The sequence below is a fragment of the Pseudomonas sp. BIGb0164 genome, assembly GCF_024810135.1.
In the GTDB taxonomy this organism is placed as follows: Bacteria; Pseudomonadota; Gammaproteobacteria; order Pseudomonadales; family Pseudomonadaceae; genus Aquipseudomonas.
In genome coordinates, this window is the sequence record NZ_JANUEA010000003.1 from 76468 (window position 1) to 95658 (window position 19191).

The 19191-nt window shown below is 62.2% G+C and carries 16 protein-coding genes; 5 read left to right on the forward strand and 11 right to left on the reverse strand.

The annotated features are described in order from the left end of the window. Window positions 1–41: 41 nt before the first annotated feature. The 10 genes from M2394_RS08180 to bioB form a co-directional block, all read right to left on the reverse strand. Entirely contained in the window at window positions 42–1820 is a 1779-nt protein-coding gene (locus tag M2394_RS08180; RefSeq protein ID WP_259172070.1) for an acyl-CoA dehydrogenase C-terminal domain-containing protein, read from the reverse strand. A gap of 249 nt (window positions 1821–2069) precedes the next feature. After that, window positions 2070–3839, reverse strand: a complete 1770-nt coding sequence (locus tag M2394_RS08185) for an acyl-CoA dehydrogenase C-terminal domain-containing protein (RefSeq protein ID WP_259172071.1) — start codon at window positions 3837–3839, stop codon at window positions 2070–2072. A gap of 90 nt (window positions 3840–3929) precedes the next feature. Continuing rightward, the gene (locus M2394_RS08190; protein WP_176996633.1) at window positions 3930–5219 is read right to left on the reverse strand and encodes a diguanylate cyclase; all 1290 of its coding nucleotides are present in this window, start codon (window positions 5217–5219) and stop codon (window positions 3930–3932) included. 204 nt (window positions 5220–5423) lie between these two features. Then, on the reverse strand, window positions 5424–7229 hold the full coding sequence (locus M2394_RS08195; RefSeq protein ID WP_259172072.1) for a phenylacyl-CoA dehydrogenase: 1806 nt from the start codon (window positions 7227–7229) through the stop codon (window positions 5424–5426). 340 nt (window positions 7230–7569) lie between these two features. Beyond that, window positions 7570–7851, reverse strand: coding sequence for a pyrroloquinoline quinone biosynthesis protein PqqE (locus M2394_RS08200; RefSeq protein ID WP_176996637.1), 282 nt, complete (start codon window positions 7849–7851; stop codon window positions 7570–7572). Between the two features lie 106 nt (window positions 7852–7957). Then, window positions 7958–8638 (reverse strand): dethiobiotin synthase, encoded by a 681-nt coding sequence (gene bioD / locus M2394_RS08205; protein WP_176996638.1) that lies wholly within the window; start codon window positions 8636–8638, stop codon window positions 7958–7960. After that, complete coding sequence (bioC, locus tag M2394_RS08210; RefSeq protein WP_259172073.1) at window positions 8635–9447, reverse strand: malonyl-ACP O-methyltransferase BioC; 813 nt, start codon at window positions 9445–9447, stop codon at window positions 8635–8637. Before bioC ends, bioD begins: the two co-directional genes overlap by 4 nt. Then, window positions 9440–10171, reverse strand: a complete 732-nt coding sequence (locus M2394_RS08215; RefSeq protein WP_178920216.1) for an alpha/beta fold hydrolase — start codon at window positions 10169–10171, stop codon at window positions 9440–9442. The genes bioC and M2394_RS08215 overlap by 8 nt, the downstream gene beginning before the upstream one ends. Beyond that, on the reverse strand, window positions 10164–11345 hold the full coding sequence (gene bioF, locus M2394_RS08220; protein WP_259172074.1) for an 8-amino-7-oxononanoate synthase: 1182 nt from the start codon (window positions 11343–11345) through the stop codon (window positions 10164–10166). The genes M2394_RS08215 and bioF overlap by 8 nt, the downstream gene beginning before the upstream one ends. Window positions 11346–11503: 158 nt before the next feature. Further along, window positions 11504–12559, reverse strand: a complete 1056-nt coding sequence (bioB, locus tag M2394_RS08225; protein ID WP_016974158.1) for a biotin synthase BioB — start codon at window positions 12557–12559, stop codon at window positions 11504–11506. A 92-nt stretch (window positions 12560–12651) separates the two neighbouring features. On the opposite strand from bioB, the gene M2394_RS08230 reads away from it, so the two are divergent. The 5 genes from M2394_RS08230 to rarD all read left to right on the forward strand — a co-directional run bounded on the left by M2394_RS08230 (window position 12652) and on the right by rarD (window position 18417). Continuing rightward, window positions 12652–13389, forward strand: a complete 738-nt coding sequence (locus M2394_RS08230; protein ID WP_259172075.1) for a ComF family protein — start codon at window positions 12652–12654, stop codon at window positions 13387–13389. A 57-nt stretch (window positions 13390–13446) separates the two neighbouring features. Next, window positions 13447–14211 (forward strand): TOBE domain-containing protein, encoded by a 765-nt coding sequence (locus M2394_RS08235; protein WP_259172076.1) that lies wholly within the window; start codon window positions 13447–13449, stop codon window positions 14209–14211. 80 nt (window positions 14212–14291) lie between these two features. Next, window positions 14292–16190: a PhoX family phosphatase gene (locus tag M2394_RS08240; protein ID WP_259172077.1), complete on the forward strand. Its 1899-nt coding sequence runs from the start codon at window positions 14292–14294 to the stop codon at window positions 16188–16190. Between the two features lie 171 nt (window positions 16191–16361). Next, window positions 16362–17336: a serine/threonine protein kinase gene (locus tag M2394_RS08245; RefSeq protein ID WP_259172078.1), complete on the forward strand. Its 975-nt coding sequence runs from the start codon at window positions 16362–16364 to the stop codon at window positions 17334–17336. Window positions 17337–17532: 196 nt separating this feature from the next. After that, complete coding sequence (rarD, locus tag M2394_RS08250; RefSeq protein ID WP_176996646.1) at window positions 17533–18417, forward strand: EamA family transporter RarD; 885 nt, start codon at window positions 17533–17535, stop codon at window positions 18415–18417. A 223-nt stretch (window positions 18418–18640) separates the two neighbouring features. Here the strand turns inward: rarD and M2394_RS08255 are convergent, their stop codons facing one another. Continuing rightward, window positions 18641–19153: a glycine cleavage system protein R gene (locus M2394_RS08255; RefSeq protein WP_259172079.1), complete on the reverse strand. Its 513-nt coding sequence runs from the start codon at window positions 19151–19153 to the stop codon at window positions 18641–18643. Window positions 19154–19191 lie beyond the last annotated feature (38 nt).

Sequence of the window (19191 nt, forward strand, 5' to 3'; positions counted from 1 at the left end):
AGCACGTCACGTAAGAGAATGCTTACACGCCCTCCCGCCCCTTAAAACAGTGCCTCATCCAGCAGGAACAGTGATTCACTGCCGGCTTTTACCGATGCACTCAGCGAGTGAATCCGCGGCAATAGGCGCGCAAAGTAGAACCGCGCAGTGCCCAGCTTGCTGGCGTAGAAGTCTTCCTCAGCCTCTTTGCCCCACGCGGCCTTGGCCATGCGCGCCCACATGTAGGCGTACGCCATGTAGCCAAAGGCGTGCAGGTATTCCACCGAAGCCGCACCGATTTCGTTCGGATTGGTCTTGGCGCGATCCAGCACCCAGGCGGTCAATTCGTCGAGGTTCTCCACCGCCGCGCTGAGCGGACGGGTGAACTCACCCAGCTCGGCGCCTGCTGAGGCAATGAACTGGCGAATCTCGTCGGCAAACAACGCATAGAACGCCCCACCGCTGCCGACGATCTTGCGCCCCATCAAGTCCAGCGCCTGAATGCCGTTGGTGCCTTCGTAGATCTGAGTGATGCGCACATCACGCACCAGCTGTTCCTGGCCCCATTCGCGGATGTAACCGTGGCCGCCGAATACCTGCTGGCCCATCACGGTGGTTTCCAGGCCGAGGTCGCTGAGGAAGGCCTTGGCGACTGGGGTCAACAACGCCACCAGATTATCAGCGCGCTCACGGGCGGCGGCATCCTCACTGAATTTGGCAATGTCCAACTGCGTCGCCACGTAAGTCGAAAATGCGCGTCCGCCCTCGTTCGCCGCCTTCATGGTCAACAGCATGCGACGCACGTCGGGGTGCACGATGATCGGGTCGGCGACTTTGTCTTTGGCCTGGGCGCCCAGCGGGGAGCGGCTCTGCAGACGGTCGCGCGCGTACTCAATGGCGTTCTGGTAAGAACGCTCACCGGACGCCAAGCCCTGGATACCCACGCCCAGACGCTCGTAGTTCATCATGGTGAACATCGCCGCGAGGCCACGGTTAGGCTCGCCCACCAGGTAACCCACGGCGCCGTCAAAGTTCATCACGCAGGTGGCGGACGCCTGGATGCCCATCTTGTGCTCGATGGAGCCACAGCTCACCAGGTTGCGCGCGCCCAGGCTGCCGTCGGCATTGACCATGAACTTCGGCACCAGGAACAACGAAATGCCCTTGGGACCAGCCGGTGCGTCCGGCAACTTGGCCAGCACGAGGTGGATGATGTTTTCGGTGAGGTCGTGCTCGCCACCGGTGATAAAGATCTTGGTGCCGCTGATAGTGTAGGAACCGTCCGCCTGAGGCTCGGCCTTGGTGCGGATAATCCCCAGGTCGGTGCCGGCATGGGCTTCGGTCAAGCACATGGAACCGGCCCACTCGCCGGAGTACATCTTCGGCAGGTACGCGGCCTTGAGTTCTTCACTGGCGTGGGTGTTGATCGACACGCACGCGCCGGAGGTCAGCATCGGGTACAACCCGAAGGCCAGGCTCGACGAGTTGATCATCTCTTCCACCTGGGCCGACACCGCCTTGGGCATGCCCATGCCACCGAACACAGGGTCACCGCCGACACCGACCCAACCGCCTTCTGCGTAGGTTTTATAGGCCTGTGGATAACCGTCCGGGGTAAAGACCGCCGTGTCTTCCCAGCGGCAGCCTTGTTCATCGCCAGCGCGGCTGATCGGGGCGATGGATTTGGCCGTGACCTTGCCGGCTTCTTCGAGGATGGCTTCAACCGTTTCGGCGTCGACGGTGTCTGCCAATGCCGGCAATTGGGCCCAAGTCTTGGCGACCTCAAAGACTTCATTGAGGACGAAGCGCATATCACGCAGCGGCGCTTTGTAATCAGCCATGGCAAACCTCGTGAGAACGTGAAAAGTAATTCGGTAAGAGTCGGTTTTACAGGGTCAGAGTGTACCCGAACAACTTTTCAGACACATAGGGTCCTTTTGTGACCATTCAGTATTTACAAGTCACACTTGCAGCAAATGTGGGAGCGGGCTTGCTCGCGAATGCGCTTTGTCAGTCACCCGATTTGTTGACTGATCCGCCGCATTCGCGAGCAAGCCCGCTCCCACAGTTAAACGACGCGGTGCCAGCGCCTAAAGGGCAAACAACTGAGCAGGTAAGCTCATCAGGCATTCGCTGCCCGCCTCCACAGCTGCGCGATGGGTTGCCGTACGCGGCAGCAAGCGCTTGAAGTAGAAGTCGCAGGTGGCAAGCTTGGCTTCGGCGAACTCACTGCCATCGTGTGCCTGAGCCGCAATCGCCATGCGCAACCACAGGTAGGCCAGGATGATGTAACCGCTGTACATCAGGTAATCCACAGCCGCAGCTCCTACTTCGTCGGGGTTCTTCATGGCTGCCATGCCGACCTGGGTGGTCAGTTCGCCCCACTCCCCGTTCAACTGATTGAGCTGCGCCACATACCCCTTGAGCTGCGGATGCTCGGCATTCGCCGCGCAGAACTTATGCACGATTTTGGTAAACCCGCGCAGCAACTTACCCTGGCTACCCAGCACCTTGCGCCCCAGCAGGTCGAGGGCCTGGATGCCGTTGGTGCCCTCATAAATCGGTGCGATACGCGCATCGCGTGCCAGTTGCTCCATGCCCCATTCGCGAATGTAACCGTGGCCGCCGAAGATCTGCATGCCGTGGTTGGTCACTTCCAGGCCGGTGTCGGTCATGAAGGCCTTGCAGATCGGCGTGAGGAACGCCAGCAAGTCTTCAGCCTCCTGACGCTGGCCCGCGTCAGGGCTCAGGTGCGCGGTGTCGAGCAACTGCGCGGTGAAGTAGGTCAGCGCCCGGTTGCCTTCGTTGAAGGCCTTCATGGTCAGCAGCATGCGCCGTACGTCGGGGTGCACGATGATCGGGTCGGCGGCTTTTTCCGGGGCCTTGGCGCCGGTCAGCGAGCGCATCTGCAGGCGGTCGTTGGCGTACTTGATCGCACCCTGGAAACTCGCCTCACCGTTGCACAGCCCCTGCATGCCGGTGCCCAGGCGCGCGTGGTTCATCATGGTGAACATGCAGTTGAGGCCTTTGTTCGGTTCACCGATCAAAAAGCCCTTGGCCCCGTCGAAATTCAGCACGCAGGTGGCCGAGGCCTTGATACCCATCTTGTGCTCGATGGAGCCGCAGTGCACCGCATTGCGCTCACCGGAATCGGCATGGAACTTGGGCACGATAAACAGCGAGATGCCCTTGGTACCCGCCGGCGCATCCGGCAGCTTGGCCAGCACCAAGTGGATGATATTGGCGCTCATGTCGTGCTCGCCGGCCGAGATGAAGATCTTGCTGCCGGTGACCGCATAGCTGCCGTCCGCCTGGGGCACGGCGCGGGTCTTGATCAGGCCCAGGTCGGTGCCGCAATGGGCTTCGGTGAGGCACATGGTGCCGGTCCACTCCCCGGCCGTCAGTTTGGTCAAGAAGGTGTCTTTTTGTTCGGCAGTGCCATGGGCGTGGATCGCCGACATCGCGCCGTGGGTCAGCCCCGGGTACATGCCCCATGAGGTGTTGCTGGAACCGATCATCTCGCTCAGCACCAGGCCCAGTGACTGCGGCAAGCCCTGGCCCCCGTAGGCCGGATCGGCCGCCACGCCATGCCAGCCGCCTTCCACGTACTGGGCGAAGGCCTCCTTGAAGCCCTTGGGCGTGGTGACCACGCCACTGTCGAAATGGCAGCCCTCTTCATCACCGCTGCGGTTGAGCGGTGCGAGGACGTTCTCACAGAATTTCGCGCCTTCTTCGAGGATCGCGCTGACCATGTCAGGGCTGGCGTCGGTGGCGCCCAGGGCCGCGTAGTGGCCGTGGAAATCAAACACGTGGTCGATCAGAAAGCGCATGTCGCGCAGGGGAGCTTTGTACTCAGGCATGGCAATGTCTCCGGCAGCAGATGGTTTCAACCTACTGCCGGCCACCGCCGTGAACAATGACTGTAGCGCTGCTGAATACAGCGCCATCACTCAACCGGCAGCACCTTCCGTGCGCACCGCGCCGCGCCGGGTTTGCCCGGAGGCGACCACGCAGTTACGCCCAGCGCCCTTGGCCGCGTACAGCGCCTGGTCGGCGGATTTGAGCACTTCTTCAGGGGTGCGCTGCTCGGCCTGGCGTTCGGCCACGCCGATGCTGATGGTCACCGAGACACTCGATGCACCGCTGCCCGCACGGCGCTGGCGGCCCTGATGATCGTCCTGTGGGCGGTCCGAGTTGCGCAGCTTGATGTCGTAGTCGGCGATGATCTCGCGGATTTCCTCCAGATGCGGCATGCACTCGTCCAGGGTCTTGCCGGCAAACACCACGGCAAACTCTTCCCCACCATACCGGTACGCCCGCCCGCCACCGTTGACCTTGGACAGCTTGCTCGCCACCAGGCGCAGCACCTGGTCGCCCACGTCGTGGCCATGGGTGTCGTTGAAGCGCTTGAAGTGGTCGACGTCGCTCATCGCCAGCACATAGTTGCGCCCCAGGCGTTGCATGCGCTCGTTGAGTGCACGCCGGCCCGGCAGGCCGGTCAGTTCATCGCGAAAGGCCATCTGGTAGGCCTCGTGGGCTACACCCGCCGCAATCATCAGCATTACCTGGCTGCACATGATGTTCAGGGTGAACGGCAGGATGAAGGTTTGCGGCAACATCCAGAACATCCCCAGCAACCCGACCATTTGCGCCGCATGCAACGGGCGTGGCTGATACCAATACTGCGCTGCCAGGGTCAGGAAGCCGATCAGGAACATCGGGTACGACAGCTGGATCAAGCTCATCCAACTGCCATGCAGCGCCGGCCAGCGGATCTCCGCCAACCAGGCCAGCAGCGCCTGTGGGTAACTCTGCTCCAGCGCCAGCGCCACGCTGCCGACGGCAAACAGCACGGCGCAGCGAGCGACAAAATCGCGGAACAGGTGGGTCTTTTCCTGCCACAGCGCGTAGATGCTGAACAACAGCGGCAACAGCAGGCAACACAGGTGGAACACCACGGCCGCGTCTTCGCGCACGCGGCCGTTGTCACGGTAGAAGTCGGTCTGGGTATCGAGCAGGAAGTAGGCGATGTACACCGTGATCATCAGGAACAGTTCACGCTGGCGCCGATACACCGCGCAGTACGAACCGCCGAGCAACAGCACCAGGGTCGGCAGCACGTTGAACAGCGAGGTGAAGAAGACGTTGAGGTCCTTGACGTACGCAGCCGAGAGCCCGGCCAGCAACAGCAGTAACGAAGGTAGGAAATGACTGAAACGTACAGCGGACACGCGTGACAAGGGTAAAACTCCGACCCGCAAAAAATGATGGCACTGTGCCTTTATGCTGACAGTTAAGCACAACCTGGCACGCATGTATCACATTGCCATCACTGTAACGGCAGCCGAGCAAAATCCCTGAGCGCTGTACTGTGGTTTTTTATCACCCATAAAAAAACCGCCGCACCCAAGGGGCGCGGCGGCTTCACGAGAACTCGGTAAGGCTTAGTAAGCCAGGCCGAAGTCTTCTTCTTTCATGTCCATCAGGTTGTTGGCGCCCGACAGCATGGTGACCACGTGGGTACGGGTACGTGGCAGGATGCGCTGGAAGTAGAAGCGCGCGGTCTGCAGCTTGGCGGTGTAGAACGCTTCTTCGGTGGTGCCGGCAGCCAGTTTCTCGGCCGCCAGGCGCGCCATGTCGGCCCAGAAGTACGCCAGGCACGCGTAGCCGGAGTACATCAGGTAGTCCACCGAGGCGGCACCCACTTCTTCACGGTCTTTCATCGCGGCCATACCGACCTTCATGGTCAACTCGCCCCACTCTTTGTTCAGTGCCGCCAGCGGTGCGACGAACTCTTTGACGGCTTCGTTGCCTTCGTTGGCCTGGCAGAACTTGTGCACGATCTTGGTGAAGCCCTTGAGCGCTTCGCCCTGGGTCATCAGCACTTTACGGCCCAGCAGGTCGAGAGCCTGGATGCCGGTAGTGCCTTCGTACAGCATCGAAATGCGGCTGTCGCGAACGTTCTGCTCCATGCCCCACTCGGCGATGAAGCCGTGGCCACCGTAGATCTGCACGCCGTGGTTGGCCGACTCGAAGCCGACTTCGGTCATGAAAGCCTTGGCGATCGGGGTCATGAACGCCAGCAGGCCGTCGGCCTGTTTCTTCGCTTCGTCGTCGGTGCCGTATTTGACGATGTCCACTTGCTTGGCGGTGAAGTACACCATCGCACGGTTGCCTTCGGCGAAGGCTTTCATGGTCAGCAGCATGCGGCGCACGTCAGGGTGCACGATGATCGGGTCAGCGGCTTTGTCCGGCGCTTTCGGGCCAGTCAGGGAGCGCATTTGCAGGCGATCACGCGCGTATTTCAGGCCGCCCTGGAAGCCGATCTCGGCGTGGGACAGGCCTTGCAGTGCGGTGCCCAAGCGAGCGGTGTTCATAAAGGTGAACATGCAGTTCAGGCCTTTGTTCGCCGGGCCGATCAGGAAACCGGTGGCCGCGTCGAAGTTCATCACGCAGGTGGCGTTGCCGTGGATGCCCATCTTGTGTTCCAACGAACCACAGCTCACCGCGTTGCGCTCGCCAATCGAACCGTCGGCGTTCGGCAGGAATTTGGGCACGATGAACAGCGAGATGCCTTTGGTGCCGGCCGGTGCGTCCGGCAGGCGGGCCAGCACGATGTGGACGATGTTGTCGGCCATGTCGTGCTCACCGGCCGAGATGAAGATCTTGGTGCCGGAGACTTTGTAGGAACCATCAGCCTGAGGCTCGGCCTTGGTGCGCAGCATGCCCAGGTCGGTACCGCAGTGTGGCTCAGTCAGGCACATGGTGCCGGTCCATTCGCCCGACACCAGTTTGGTCAGGTAGGCCTCTTGCTGCTCGGGGGTGCCGTGCTCGGAAATGGTGTTCATCGCACCATGGGACAGGCCCGGGTACATGCCCCACGACCAGTTGGCGGCGCCCACCATTTCGCTCACGGCCAGGCCCAGGGATTCCGGCAGGCCTTGGCCGCCGTGCTCCACGTCGTGGGCCAGGCTTGGCCAGCCGCCTTCGACGAATTGTTTGTAGGCTTCTTTGAAACCAGTAGGGGTCTTAACGCCTGACTCACTCCAGGTGCAGCCTTCGATGTCACCCACGCGGTTCAACGGGGCCAGCACTTGCTCACAGAACTTGGCGCCTTCTTCAAGGATGGCGTCAACCATGTCCGGGGTAGCGTCCTGGCAAGCCGGCAGGCTCTGATAGTGCGCTTCATAGCCAAGCAGTTCGTCACGAACGAAGCGAATATCACGCAAGGGGGCCTTGTAGTCAGGCATAGCGATAAACCTCTGCTGATGAATCTGGAATGAACAACCGCGTGGATTTGTTATGGCGGTCAAACAGGTGTTTGAAACATACGTTTACGACCTGGGGATGTCAAGCGTCGTCCGGGCGCCGTTTGTCATGACATGAATCAAACGCGCACGCGCCGACGTCTGCGACGGGTTGCCACAGGGCTTTCCAAAGAGAATAGAAGTTCAGGGGAATGGCGCAGAACAAATGTGGGAGCTGGCTTGCCTGCGATGCAGACGCCGCGAAGTATCAGGAAAACCGAGTAGAAGCTATCGCAGGCAAGCCAGCTCCCACAGAAGAGCCGGCATGTCTGAAGAGAGGGGATTAAGCGTAGGTATCGATCAAGGTGCCGAGCATTTCATCCGACGCCTTGGCGACTTTGGCGCCCAGCTCCACTTGAAACTTACCTTGGGCCAGTTCGACCATGTTGCTCGCCGAGTTGGTGGGCTGAGCACGATCGTTGGCTTGCAGACGGTCACTTTGCGCGTCCGAGGGCTGGGTCGTTGCGGCGCTGGCAATTTTGCCGGCAGCCTGATCGACACGGTTCTGCCCGGTCTGAATGCTGCTCAGTCCCGAATAAAACGCGCTGCTTCCAGAGATTTCCATGGCGTAAGCCTGCCTTTAGAGAATCGTGAACCTGAATTGAAGCAGAGATCCTGGCAAAACACCCGTCAAAAACACTAATGGCATAATGCCTTCGCGATAGCCAAAATCAGTCAAGCAGGTCCAGTTCCAGGTATTCGGCCACCGCTTCAGCCCCGGCGTGCTTGAGTTTCGGCACACGCCCCAGGCACGGTGCCGGCAACCTTTCGGCGAGAGTGGCGAGGTTTTCTTCCAGACGAGAGGTCTTGGGGTCGATGATATTCGCCACCCAACCGGCCAGCGGCAAACCGTCCCGCGCAATGGCTTCAGCCGTGAGCAACGCATGGCTGATGCAGCCCAGGCGCACGCCCACCACCAGAATGACCGGCAGCTTGAGCGCCATGGCCAGGTCCGACAGGTTGCTCTGGTCAGCCAACGGCACACGCCAGCCGCCCGCGCCTTCGATCAGGGTGAAGTCCGCGTGTTTGGCGAGGATGTGCTGCATGGGCTTGAGCAACGATTGCACCGTGAGCGCCACGCCTGCTTCACGCGCCGCCAGGTGTGGCGCGATAGCCGGTTCGAACGCCACCGGGTTGACCTCGGCATAACTCAACGGCAACGAACACTCGGCCAGCAGCGCCAGGGCATCGGCGTTGCGCAAACCTTTAGGCGTGACCTGGCAACCCGACGCCACCGGCTTGCCGGCGGCGGTGCTTTTGCCCGCCAACCGCGCGGCGTGCAGCAGGCCTGCGGCGACCGTGGTCTTGCCGACATCGGTGTCGGTGCCGGTGATGAAGTAAGCGGCGCTCATAGAGGTTTCTCCAGTACGGCGTACACCACTTGGTAAGTCGCCGGCAGGCCCTGGGCCTGGCGGAACTGCTCGTAAGCGTTGACCAGTGCAACAATCCGCGCGCGGCCCGTCAACCCTCCCGGGCGCCCCGGGTTGAGGTTATGGGCGCCCAGCGCTTTCAATTCATGGGTCAGGCTGCGCACGTCCGGGTAATGCAGGACATGGGGTTGACGCTCCAGGCTAACGACCCGCAGGCCGCTGGCGGCGCACACCTGTTGATACGCCTCGAAGGTACGGAAACGGTTGACGTGGACCAGGCCATCCACCGCGCGCCAGCTGTCACGCAACTCGCCCAGGGTGCCCACGCACAGGCTCGCAAAAGCCAGCACGCCACCCGGCTGCAGCACGCGATAGGCCTCACTGAGCACCGCCTCGAAGTTCGCACACCACTGCACTGCCAGGCTGGAGAAGATCAGCCCGCAGCTTTCATCCTGTAGTGGCAAGCGTTCGGCATCACCCGCGATAAAGTGCTCGGCACCGCCCAAAGGCCTGGCGTGATTGAGCATGCCCTCGGCGATATCCAGCGCAACGCCCTGGCTGGCCGGCAGTTGCTCATTCAGCACACGGCTGAAATACCCCGTGCCACAGCCCATATCCAGCCAGCGTTGCGGCGAAATGTCGGCCGGCAAACGCGCCAACAGCTCACCGCCCACCGCCCGCTGCAACTCGGCCACACTGTCGTAGCTGGCGGCCGCACGGGAGAACGACGCGGCAACCTGGCGCTTGTCGGGCAAGGCGCCGGGCAGTGAAGGGTGGGATAGATCAGTCATCGACGCACTCATGCAAAAAAGCCTGGATGGCCCCCGCGACACCGTGAGGGTCTTCCAGAAGAAAAGCGTGGCCGGCCTGTTCAATCAGGCCGATTTCGACATCGGGCAGCAGGGTCAGCAGGTCGCTGGCCGCTTCGGCCGGCACCAAGCCGTCCAGCCCAGCAAACAGATGCATCTGCGGGCCACGGTAGGCGAGCAGCGCTTCACGGGTATCCAGTTGCGCCAGCAATTCAAGGCCCGGCATCAGCACGCTGGAAGGCGAGTTCGGTGCGCCGCTGACCAGCAAGCGCGACAACCCACGCGGATCCTCGGCGCCCTTGGCACACAACAGGCCGAAACGTTTGAGGGTGACCTGGGAATCGGCATGGCACCCGGCCAGGAAGGCATCGAACGTCTCGGCGGGCATCGCGTTCGGCCAGCCCTCGTGGGCGACAAAACACGGGTTGCTGGCCAGGGTCAGCAGGCCACAGCAGCGCTCGCCGCGCCGTGCGGCCAGCTCGGAGGCGAGCATGCCACCCAGGGACCAGCCGCCCAACCAGGCGTTGTCCGGTAGCGTGGCGTCGAGTTCGTCGAGCCATTCATCAAGGTCGCTGGAATCCAATACGGGCAGCGGCTCGATCTGCACCCGCAGGTGTTCGTCCAGGCCCTGCAAGGCGGCGGCCAGAGGCTCCAGCGGCGATACACCGAGGCCCCAGCCGGGCAGCAATATCAGTCGATCACGCATGGTCGGGCTCCGTGGCGCCTAACAAGCGGAAACACTCTTCCAATGCGCTTAACAATAGCTGCACCTGCGCCTCGGTGTGAGCCGCCGTGAACGTCACGCGCAAACGGGCGCTGCCAGCGGGTACGGTGGGTGGGCGGATGGCGGTCACCATCAAGCCGCGCTCACGCAACATCTGCGACAGGCGCACGGCCTTGGCGCTGTCGCCGATCAGGATCGGCTGGATCGGCGTGAAGCTGTCCATCAAGTCCAGGCCAAGCTGCTCGGCCCCTTGGCGGAACTGGCGGATCAAGCCATTGAGGTGCTCGCGCCGCCAGTGTTCGGTCCGCAGCAGCTCAAGGCTTTTCAAGGTGGCGCAGGCCAGCGCTGGTGGCTGGCTGGTGGTGTAGATATACGGCCGGGCGAACTGGATGAGGCTTTCGATCAGCTCTTCACTGCCAGCCACAAACGCGCCTGCAGTTCCGAATGCTTTGCCCAGGGTGCCGACCAACACCGGCACATCTTCCTGGCTCAAGCCGAAGTGCTCGACGATCCCGCCGCCGGTGGCTCCCAATGGACCAAAACCGTGGGCATCATCCACCATCAACCAGGCGCCTTTTGCGCGCGCTTCGCGGGCCAGTGCGGGCAAGTCGGCCAGGTCGCCGTCCATGCTGAACACGCCATCGGTGACCACCAGCGTATTGCCGGTGGCCTTCTCCAGGCGCTTGATCAGGCTACCGACATCGTTGTGCAGGTAACGATTGAAACGCGCGCCGGAGAGCAAGCCGGCGTCCAGCAAGGAGGCGTGGTTCAGGCGGTCTTCGAGCACCGTATCGCCCTGCCCCACCAACGCCGTGACGGCGCCGAGGTTGGCCATGTAGCCCGTGGTAAACAGCAAAGCGCGGGGGCGGCCAGTGAGGTCAGCCAGGGCTTCTTCCAGTTCATGGTGCGGCGTAGCGTGCCCCACCACCAAGTGCGAAGCACCACCGCCCACACCCCAACGGGACGCACCGGCACGCCAGGCTTCGATCACGTGCGGGTGATTGGCCAGGCCCAGGTAGTCGTTGTTGCAGAACGCCAGCAGCGACTGGCCGTCCACCACCACTTCCGGGCCTTGGGGGCTGTCGAGCAGCGGGCGTTGACGATAAAGGTGTTCGGAACGGCGGGCAGCGAGGCGCGCGGCGAGATCAAAAGACATGCTGGCCTCGATTAAGCAGACTGAACGCGGTTCAACTGTGGGAGCGGGCTTGCTCGCGAAGACGGTGTGTCAGCCAGCACATACATCAACTGAAAGACCGCTTTCGCGAGCAAGCCCGCTCCCACAGTTGGATCGCATTCCAAAGTGAGATCACGGGGTCAAACAACAGCGTTGTAGAACTGCTCGCTGCTCTTCTGCTCCACCAGCGCCTGCTCGATCGCGGCCTGGTGCACTTCGTCGGCATGCTCTTCACGGGCTTCCGGCAAAATCCCGAGGCGCGAGAACAGTTGCATGTCCTTGTCGGCCTGCGGGTTGGCGGTGGTCAGCAGCTTGTCGCCGTAGAAGATCGAGTTGGCGCCGGCGAAAAACGCCAGGGCCTGCATTTGCTCGTTCATAGCCTCGCGACCGGCCGACAGGCGCACGTGGGACTGCGGCATCAGGATGCGCGCCACGGCCAGCATGCGGATGAAATCAAACGGGTCGATGTCTTCGGCGTTTTCCAGAGGGGTACCGGCCACTTTCACCAGCATGTTGATCGGCACCGATTCCGGGTGCTCCGGCAAGTTCGCCAGCTGGATCAGCAGGTTGGCGCGGTCGTCGAGGGACTCGCCCATGCCGAGGATGCCGCCCGAGCAGATCTTCATCCCCGAATCACGCACGTAGGCCAGGGTTTGCAGGCGCTCGCTGTAGGTGCGGGTGGTGATGATGCTGCCGTAGAACTCCGGCGAGGTGTCCAGGTTGTGGTTGTAGTAGTCGAGGCCAGCCTGGGCCAGGGCTTCGGTCTGGTCCTGGTCGAGACGGCCGAGGGTCATGCAAGTTTCCAGGCCCATGGCCTTCACGCCTTTGACCATCTGCAGCACGTAGGGCATGTCTTTGGCCGACGGGTGTTTCCAGGCGGCGCCCATGCAGAAGCGAGTCGAACCGATGGCCTTGGCGCGAGCGGCCTCTTCGAGGACCTTCTGCACTTCCATCAGTTTTTCTTTTTCCAGGCCAGTGTTGTAGTGGCCCGACTGCGGACAATATTTGCAATCTTCCGGGCAGGCGCCGGTTTTGATCGACAACAGGGTCGACACCTGCACACGGTTGGCGTCGAAGTGCGCGCGGTGCACGGTCTGCGCCTGGAACAACAGGTCGTTGAACGGCTGCACGAACAGCGCTTTGACTTCGGCGAGGGACCAATCGTGACGCAGGGTGGCAGAGGTGCTGGCGCTCATGGGCGATTCCTTGATTATGCTTTGGCAAGCGCTGCGGGAAGGGCAATACCCACAGGCACGACACGGATGCTCGGCATATTTAAGGAAGATTCATGCACTGTCAACCAGACCACAAACACCAGGTTTACATCTGGTCAACAAACAACCAAATCTGTTTAATCTGCGATGAAAGCACAGATTCCGCCGATCCTGTGTGCAACGTCTGCGAAACAGAGCTGCCTTGGCTGATAGAACAGTGCAGCGTGTGCGCCCTGCCGCTGCCGATGGATGGCCTGATCTGCGGCCAATGTCAGAAAAACCCGCCGGCCTTTAAACAGGTCATCGCACCCTGGACCTACAGCTTCCCGATCGACACCTTGATCAGCCGCTTCAAGCACCAGGCACGCTGGCCACTCGGGCACCTGCTGGGGCATTTGCTCGGCCGACACCTGCAACACCGTCTCGACAGTGGCGAGCTGGTGCGCCCCGATTGCCTGCTGCCCGTGCCCATGGCGAACAAGCGCCTGCGTGAACGCGGCTTCAACCAGGCCTGGATGCTGGCACGTTGGCTCAGCAGAGACCTGAATATCCCCCACGATGAACACCTGTTGTTACGCCCCCATGAAACCGTCGCCCAACAGGCCCTCGACGCCAAGACACGCAAGCGCAACCTGCTCGGCGCCTTCGCCCTGGCGCCTGATGCCCGAGTACAGGGGCGCCACTTTGCCTTGGTGGACGATGTGCTCACCACAGGTGCCACCGCCCACAGCCTGGCCCGGTTGCTGATGAGCGCGGGCGCACGCGCGGTGGACGTCTATTGCCTGGCCCGCACGCCAAAACCAGGCCCGTGACTTGACTCCTCAGCCCGGCGCCTGCAACGTCCGCCCATCTCACCACAGCGAATCCCCATGTCTCTGCCCACCTCCCTCAGCCAACACATCATTCGCCGCCCCCAGCGCATCGCCCTGCTGGCGCACATCGCCGAACAAGGCTCGATCACCCGCGCCGCCAAAAGCGCCGGCTTGAGCTACAAGGCCGCATGGGACGCCATCGATGAGCTGAACAACCTGGCGCAGAAACCGTTGGTGGAGCGTAGCGTCGGTGGCAAAGGCGGCGGCGGTGCCAAGCTGACGGCCGAAGGTGAGCGCGTGTTGCGCCTGTACCAACGCCTGCAAGTGTTGCAGGCCGAAATACTGGGCTCAGATGAAGATGCCAGCGACTTCAACCTGCTGGGCCGGTTGATGCTGCGCACCAGTGCGCGCAACCAGTTGCATGGCCAGGTGATCGCCATCGACAGCCAAGGCCGCAATGACCTGATCCGCCTGCAATTGGCGGGCGACCTGAGTCTGGATGCCCAGATCACCCATGACAGCACGCACCGGCTGGAACTGGAGCCGGGTGTGGAAGTGGTCGCCTTGATCAAGGCCGGCTGGCTGGAACTGCTCGCCCCCGGGCAACCTGCAACACCTGGACACAATTGCATGAGCGGTATTATCGAGACGATTCTCGACGCCGAGGACGGCCCCAGCGAGGTGCGCATCTCCCTGCCCAACGGCCAGGTTTTATGCGCCCTGGCGCAGCCAGCCGCGCTCACGGCACTCGGTGCGGCAGAAGGCCAGCCGATCCAGGTGCAATTCGCTCCCAGCCATGTGTTGCTCGGCACGCCGGTGTAGCCGGCCGCCCGACTTCAAACCGCAACAATTTCGTCACAAGCGCTCCTTAAGGTGTCTGCAAAAACCGCAGGGAGCCTGAAATGAGCCTATTAGAAGAAAACCAAGCCACCGACCTGGAACAGATGGTCGGCCTCACCCGCCGCCGCTTTATCGGCGCCGGCGCCCTGTGCGGGGCCGCGATGTTCCTGGGGGGCAACCTGCTGACTCGCAGCGCCATGGCCGTGAATGCCGCCACCGCCAGCCCGCTGCTGGGCTTTACCAGCATCGGCGCCGCCACCAGCGACGCGATCACCTTGCCGCCCGGCTATAGCGCCTCGGTGCTGATCAGTTGGGGCCAGCCCTTGAGCAAGGGCGCCCCGGCCTTCGACCCGTCCGGTAATGGTACGGCAGCGGCCCAGGAGCAGCAGTTCGGCGACAACAACGACGGCATGAGCCTGTTCGCCTTCCCGGGCGACGACAATCGCGCGCTCATGGCCATCAACAATGAATACACCAATTACCGCTACCTCTATGCCCACGGCGGCGCGCCGCAATCGGCCGAAGACGTGCGCAAAGCCTTGGCCAGCGAAGGCGTGTCGGTGATCGAAGTGCGGCGCAAGGGCGACACCTGGCAGTTCGTCCAGGACTCGCGCTACAACCGCCGCATCCACGGCAACTCGCCGATCCGCCTCAGCGGCCCGGCCGCCGGCCACGACTGGCTCAAGACCGCTGCCGACAAGTCCGGCAAGAAAGCCCTGGGCACCTTCCAGAACTGCGCCAACGGCAAGACCCCGTGGGGCACTTACCTGACGTGCGAAGAGAACTTCACCGACTGCTTTGGCAGCAGCAACTCACAACAGACGTTCGATGCCGGGCAAAAACGCTACGGCGTGGTTGCCGCCAGCAAAGACATCAACTGGCACCCGCACGATCCGCGCTTTGACCTGGCCAAGAACCCCAACGAACTCAACCGCCATGGCTGGGTGGTGGAAATCGACCCGTTCGACCCCAAATCCACACCGGTCAAGCGCACCGCCCTGGGCCGCTTCAAGCATGAAAACGCCGCGCTGGCCGAAACCCGCGACGGCCGCGCCGTGGTGTACATGGGCGACGACGAACGCGGCGAGTTCATCTACAAGTTCATCAGCCGCGACAAGATCAACCACAAGAACCCCAAGGCCAACAAAGACCTGCTCGACCACGGCACCTTGTACGTGGCGATCTTCGACGCCGGCGACGGCAACGCCGACCACCCCAAGGGCAAGGGCCAATGGGTGGAGCTGACCCACGGCAAAAACGGCATTGATGCCAGCACCGGGTTTGCCAGCCAGGCCGAGGTGTTGATCCACGCGCGCCTGGCCGCCAGCGTGGTGAAAGCCACACGCATGGACCGCCCGGAATGGATCGTGGTGAGCCCCAAGGATGGCCAGGTCTATTGCACCCTGACCAACAACGCCAAGCGCGGCGAGGAAGGCCAGCCGGTGGGCGGCCCCAACCCACGGGAGAAAAACGTCTACGGCCAGATCCTGCGCTGGAAGGCCGACGCCGATAACCACGGTGCGACGACATTCACCTGGGACCTGTTTGTAGTGGCGGGCAACCCGGGCGTGCACGCCGGTACGCCGAAGGGCGGCTCGTCCAACATCAACCCGCAGAACATGTTCAACAGCCCCGATGGCCTGGGGTTCGACAAAGCCGGCCGCTTGTGGATCCTGACGGACGGCGACTACAGCAACGCGGGCGATTTCGCCGGCATGGGCAACAACCAGATGTTGTGTGCCGACCCGAGCACCGGTGAAATCCGCCGTTTCATGGTAGGACCAGTGGCCTGTGAGGTGACGGGCATCAGCTTCTCGCCGGATCAGAAAACCTTGTTCGTGGGCATCCAGCATCCGGGTGAGACCGGCGGTTCGACCTGGCCGGAGCATTTGCCGAATGGCAAGCCGCGCTCGTCGGTGATGGCGATTCGACGGGATGACGGCGGGATCGTCGGCGCCTGATAGGGCCTCATCGCAGGCAAGCCAGCTCCCACATTCGACCGTATTCCAAAGGTGGAACTCGGTCGAATGTGGGAGCTGGCTTGCCTGCGAAGGCGTCCGCACAGCCACCACCTATCGATGCTGTTACCATACCCGGCCGGACGCGGCGCCCTGCTGCGCGCAGGAGTTCGCATGGCCCACCCGTTTGAAACACTCACCCCCGACCTGGTACTCGACGCTGTCGAAAGCATCGGTTTTCTCAGCGACGCGCGCGTTCTGGCGCTCAACAGCTACGAAAACCGCGTCTACCAGGTGGGCATCGAAGATTCCGAACCGCTGATCGCCAAGTTCTACCGGCCCCAGCGTTGGACCAGCGAAGCGATCCTGGAAGAACACCGCTTCACCTTCGAACTGGCTGAATGCGAAGTACCGGTGGTCGCGCCACTGATCCACAACGGCGAAAGCCTGTTCGAACACGCGGGTTTCCGCTTCACCCTGTTCCCCCGCCGTGGTGGCCGCGCGCCGGAGCCAGGCAATCTCGACCAGTTGTATCGCCTTGGGCAATTGCTCGGGCGCCTGCATGCGGTGGGCTCCACCCGTCCGTTCGAACACCGCGAAGCGCTGGGTGTAAAGAACTTCGGCCAGGACTCCCTGACCACCCTGCTGGAAGGCAACTTCATTCCCAAGAGCCTGCTGCCGGCCTACGAGTCCGTGGCCCGCGACCTGCTCAAGCGCGTGGAAGAGGTGTACAAGGCCACGCCGCACAAGAACATCCGCATGCACGGCGACTGCCACCCCGGCAACATGATGTGCCGTGACGAGATGTTCCACATCGTCGACCTCGACGACTGCCGCATGGGCCCGGCGGTGCAGGACCTGTGGATGATGCTCGCCGGCGACCGCCAGGAATGCCTGGGGCAGTTGTCGGAATTGATGGACGGTTACCAGGAGTTCCACGATTTCGACCCGCGTGAACTGGCCCTGATCGAGCCCCTGCGCGCGCTGCGTCTGATGCATTACAGCGCCTGGCTGGCAAGGCGCTGGGATGACCCGGCGTTCCCCCACAGCTTCCCGTGGTTTGGCAGCGAACGCTATTGGGGCGATCAGGTGCTGGCCTTGCGCGAGCAACTGGCGGCCCTCAACGAAGAGCCCCTCAAACTCTTCTGACTCACACTCGACCTGTAGGAGCCGGCTTGCCGGCGATAGCATCCTCACGATCACCGCCGCCCTCACTGGCGTATCGCCAGCAAGCCGGCTCCTACAGGGGATGTGGGAACAGGGTCGGGGCCATTTTTCAGCACACATTGCCTGACAAATATCCTTACAATCGCGCTTTGTTAGCTGCCTAAGCAAGGATTCTGCAATGCAACCCGCCAACCCCCGCAAGGGGTACATCCTGGGCCTGAGCGCCTATGTCATCTGGGGCCTGTTCCCGATCTACTTCAAAGCCATCGCCAGTGTGCCTGCCGCCGAGATCATCGTGCACCGCGTGCTGTGGTCGGCGTTGTTCGGTGGTTTGCTGCTCTTGGTATGGAAACACCCAGGCTGGTTGCGCGAACTGCTCGACAACCCCAAGCGCTTGGCCATCCTGGCGCTCAGTGGGTCATTGATTGCGGGCAACTGGCTGACCTATGTGTGGTCGGTGAACAGCGGGCGCATGCTGGAAGCGAGCCTGGGTTACTACATCAACCCTTTGGTGAATGTGCTGCTTGGCATGCTGCTGCTTGGCGAGCGCCTGCGCCGTCTGCAATGGGTTGCCGTCGGGCTGGCAGCGGTGGGCGTGGCGCAACAGGTGTGGCAGGTGGGCAGCCTGCCTTGGGTGTCGCTGGTGCTGGCGCTGACGTTCGGGTTCTACGGGCTGATCCGCAAACAGGCACCGGTCAAGGCGCTGCCGGGGCTGGTGGTGGAAACCTGGATGCTGGTGCCGATCGCCGTGGCCTGGCTGCTGTTCAACCCGACCGCACACAGTGCACAACTGGCGTTCTGGAGCACTTCCGAAGCCTGGTGGCTGGTGGCCGCAGGCCCGGTGACGCTGATCCCGCTGGTGTGTTTCAACGCCGCCGCACGGCATTTGCCCTACACCGCCCTGGGCTTTTTGCAGTACGTCGCACCGACGTTGGTACTGCTGGAGGCCGTGCTGCTGTTTGGCGAACACCTGGCGTCGAGCACGTTGATTGCCTTCGCCTTTATCTGGGCCGGCCTGGTGGTTTACAGCCTGGACGCGTGGCTGACTGTGCGCAAACGCTGATCAAATAACGTACAAACCTCTGCAAGCCACAGCGGGCGTGGCTTGCAGGCATCCACCCCAAGGTTATCCACAGCCTGATACCCGCCATTTGTGCACAAGCCCTTGAAACTGCTCGTTTTTTGCTCAGCGGGCGAAGAAGCCCGGCCGGCATGGGCTGGCGCCGGGTCTCTACAGGTTATCCACAGGCCCATGCAAGATTTCCATGCATAACCTTGTGGATGGATTATTCCTCGCTGTGCAACTCCACCATCAAATCATCCGCCAGGGTTTCCAGGGACACCTGCAAGTCATCCAGGGATAACGTCGCCGGCACCTGCAACAGTGCCTCGGCGGTAAACAGCGGGTCGCCACTCATGGGCGCCGGGCGCACGTCGGTGCTCAGGCTTTCCAGGTTCACGCCCTGCTTGCTCAACAGCGCAGTGATCTCACGCACGATGCCCGAACGGTCATTGCCCACCAGCGTCATCATGATCGACTTGGAGGCCGACGCCTGCCCGCTGCTGCCCTCGCCCACCAGCACACGGATGCCATGGGTGGACAAGTCTTCCAGCGCGCCCACCAATGCCTGACGGTTCTCCGTGGGAACGCTGACCCGCAAGATCCCGGCAAACTGCCCGGCCATATGGGCCATGCGGCTTTCCAGCCAATTGCCACCCTGGGCCGCAATGTTTTGCGCAATGCGTTCAACCAGCCCGGGTTTGTCGGCGGCGATAATTGTGAGTACAAGATGGTCCATGGCGAAATTCCTCAGGGGCATTGTTGTTCTATAGGCGC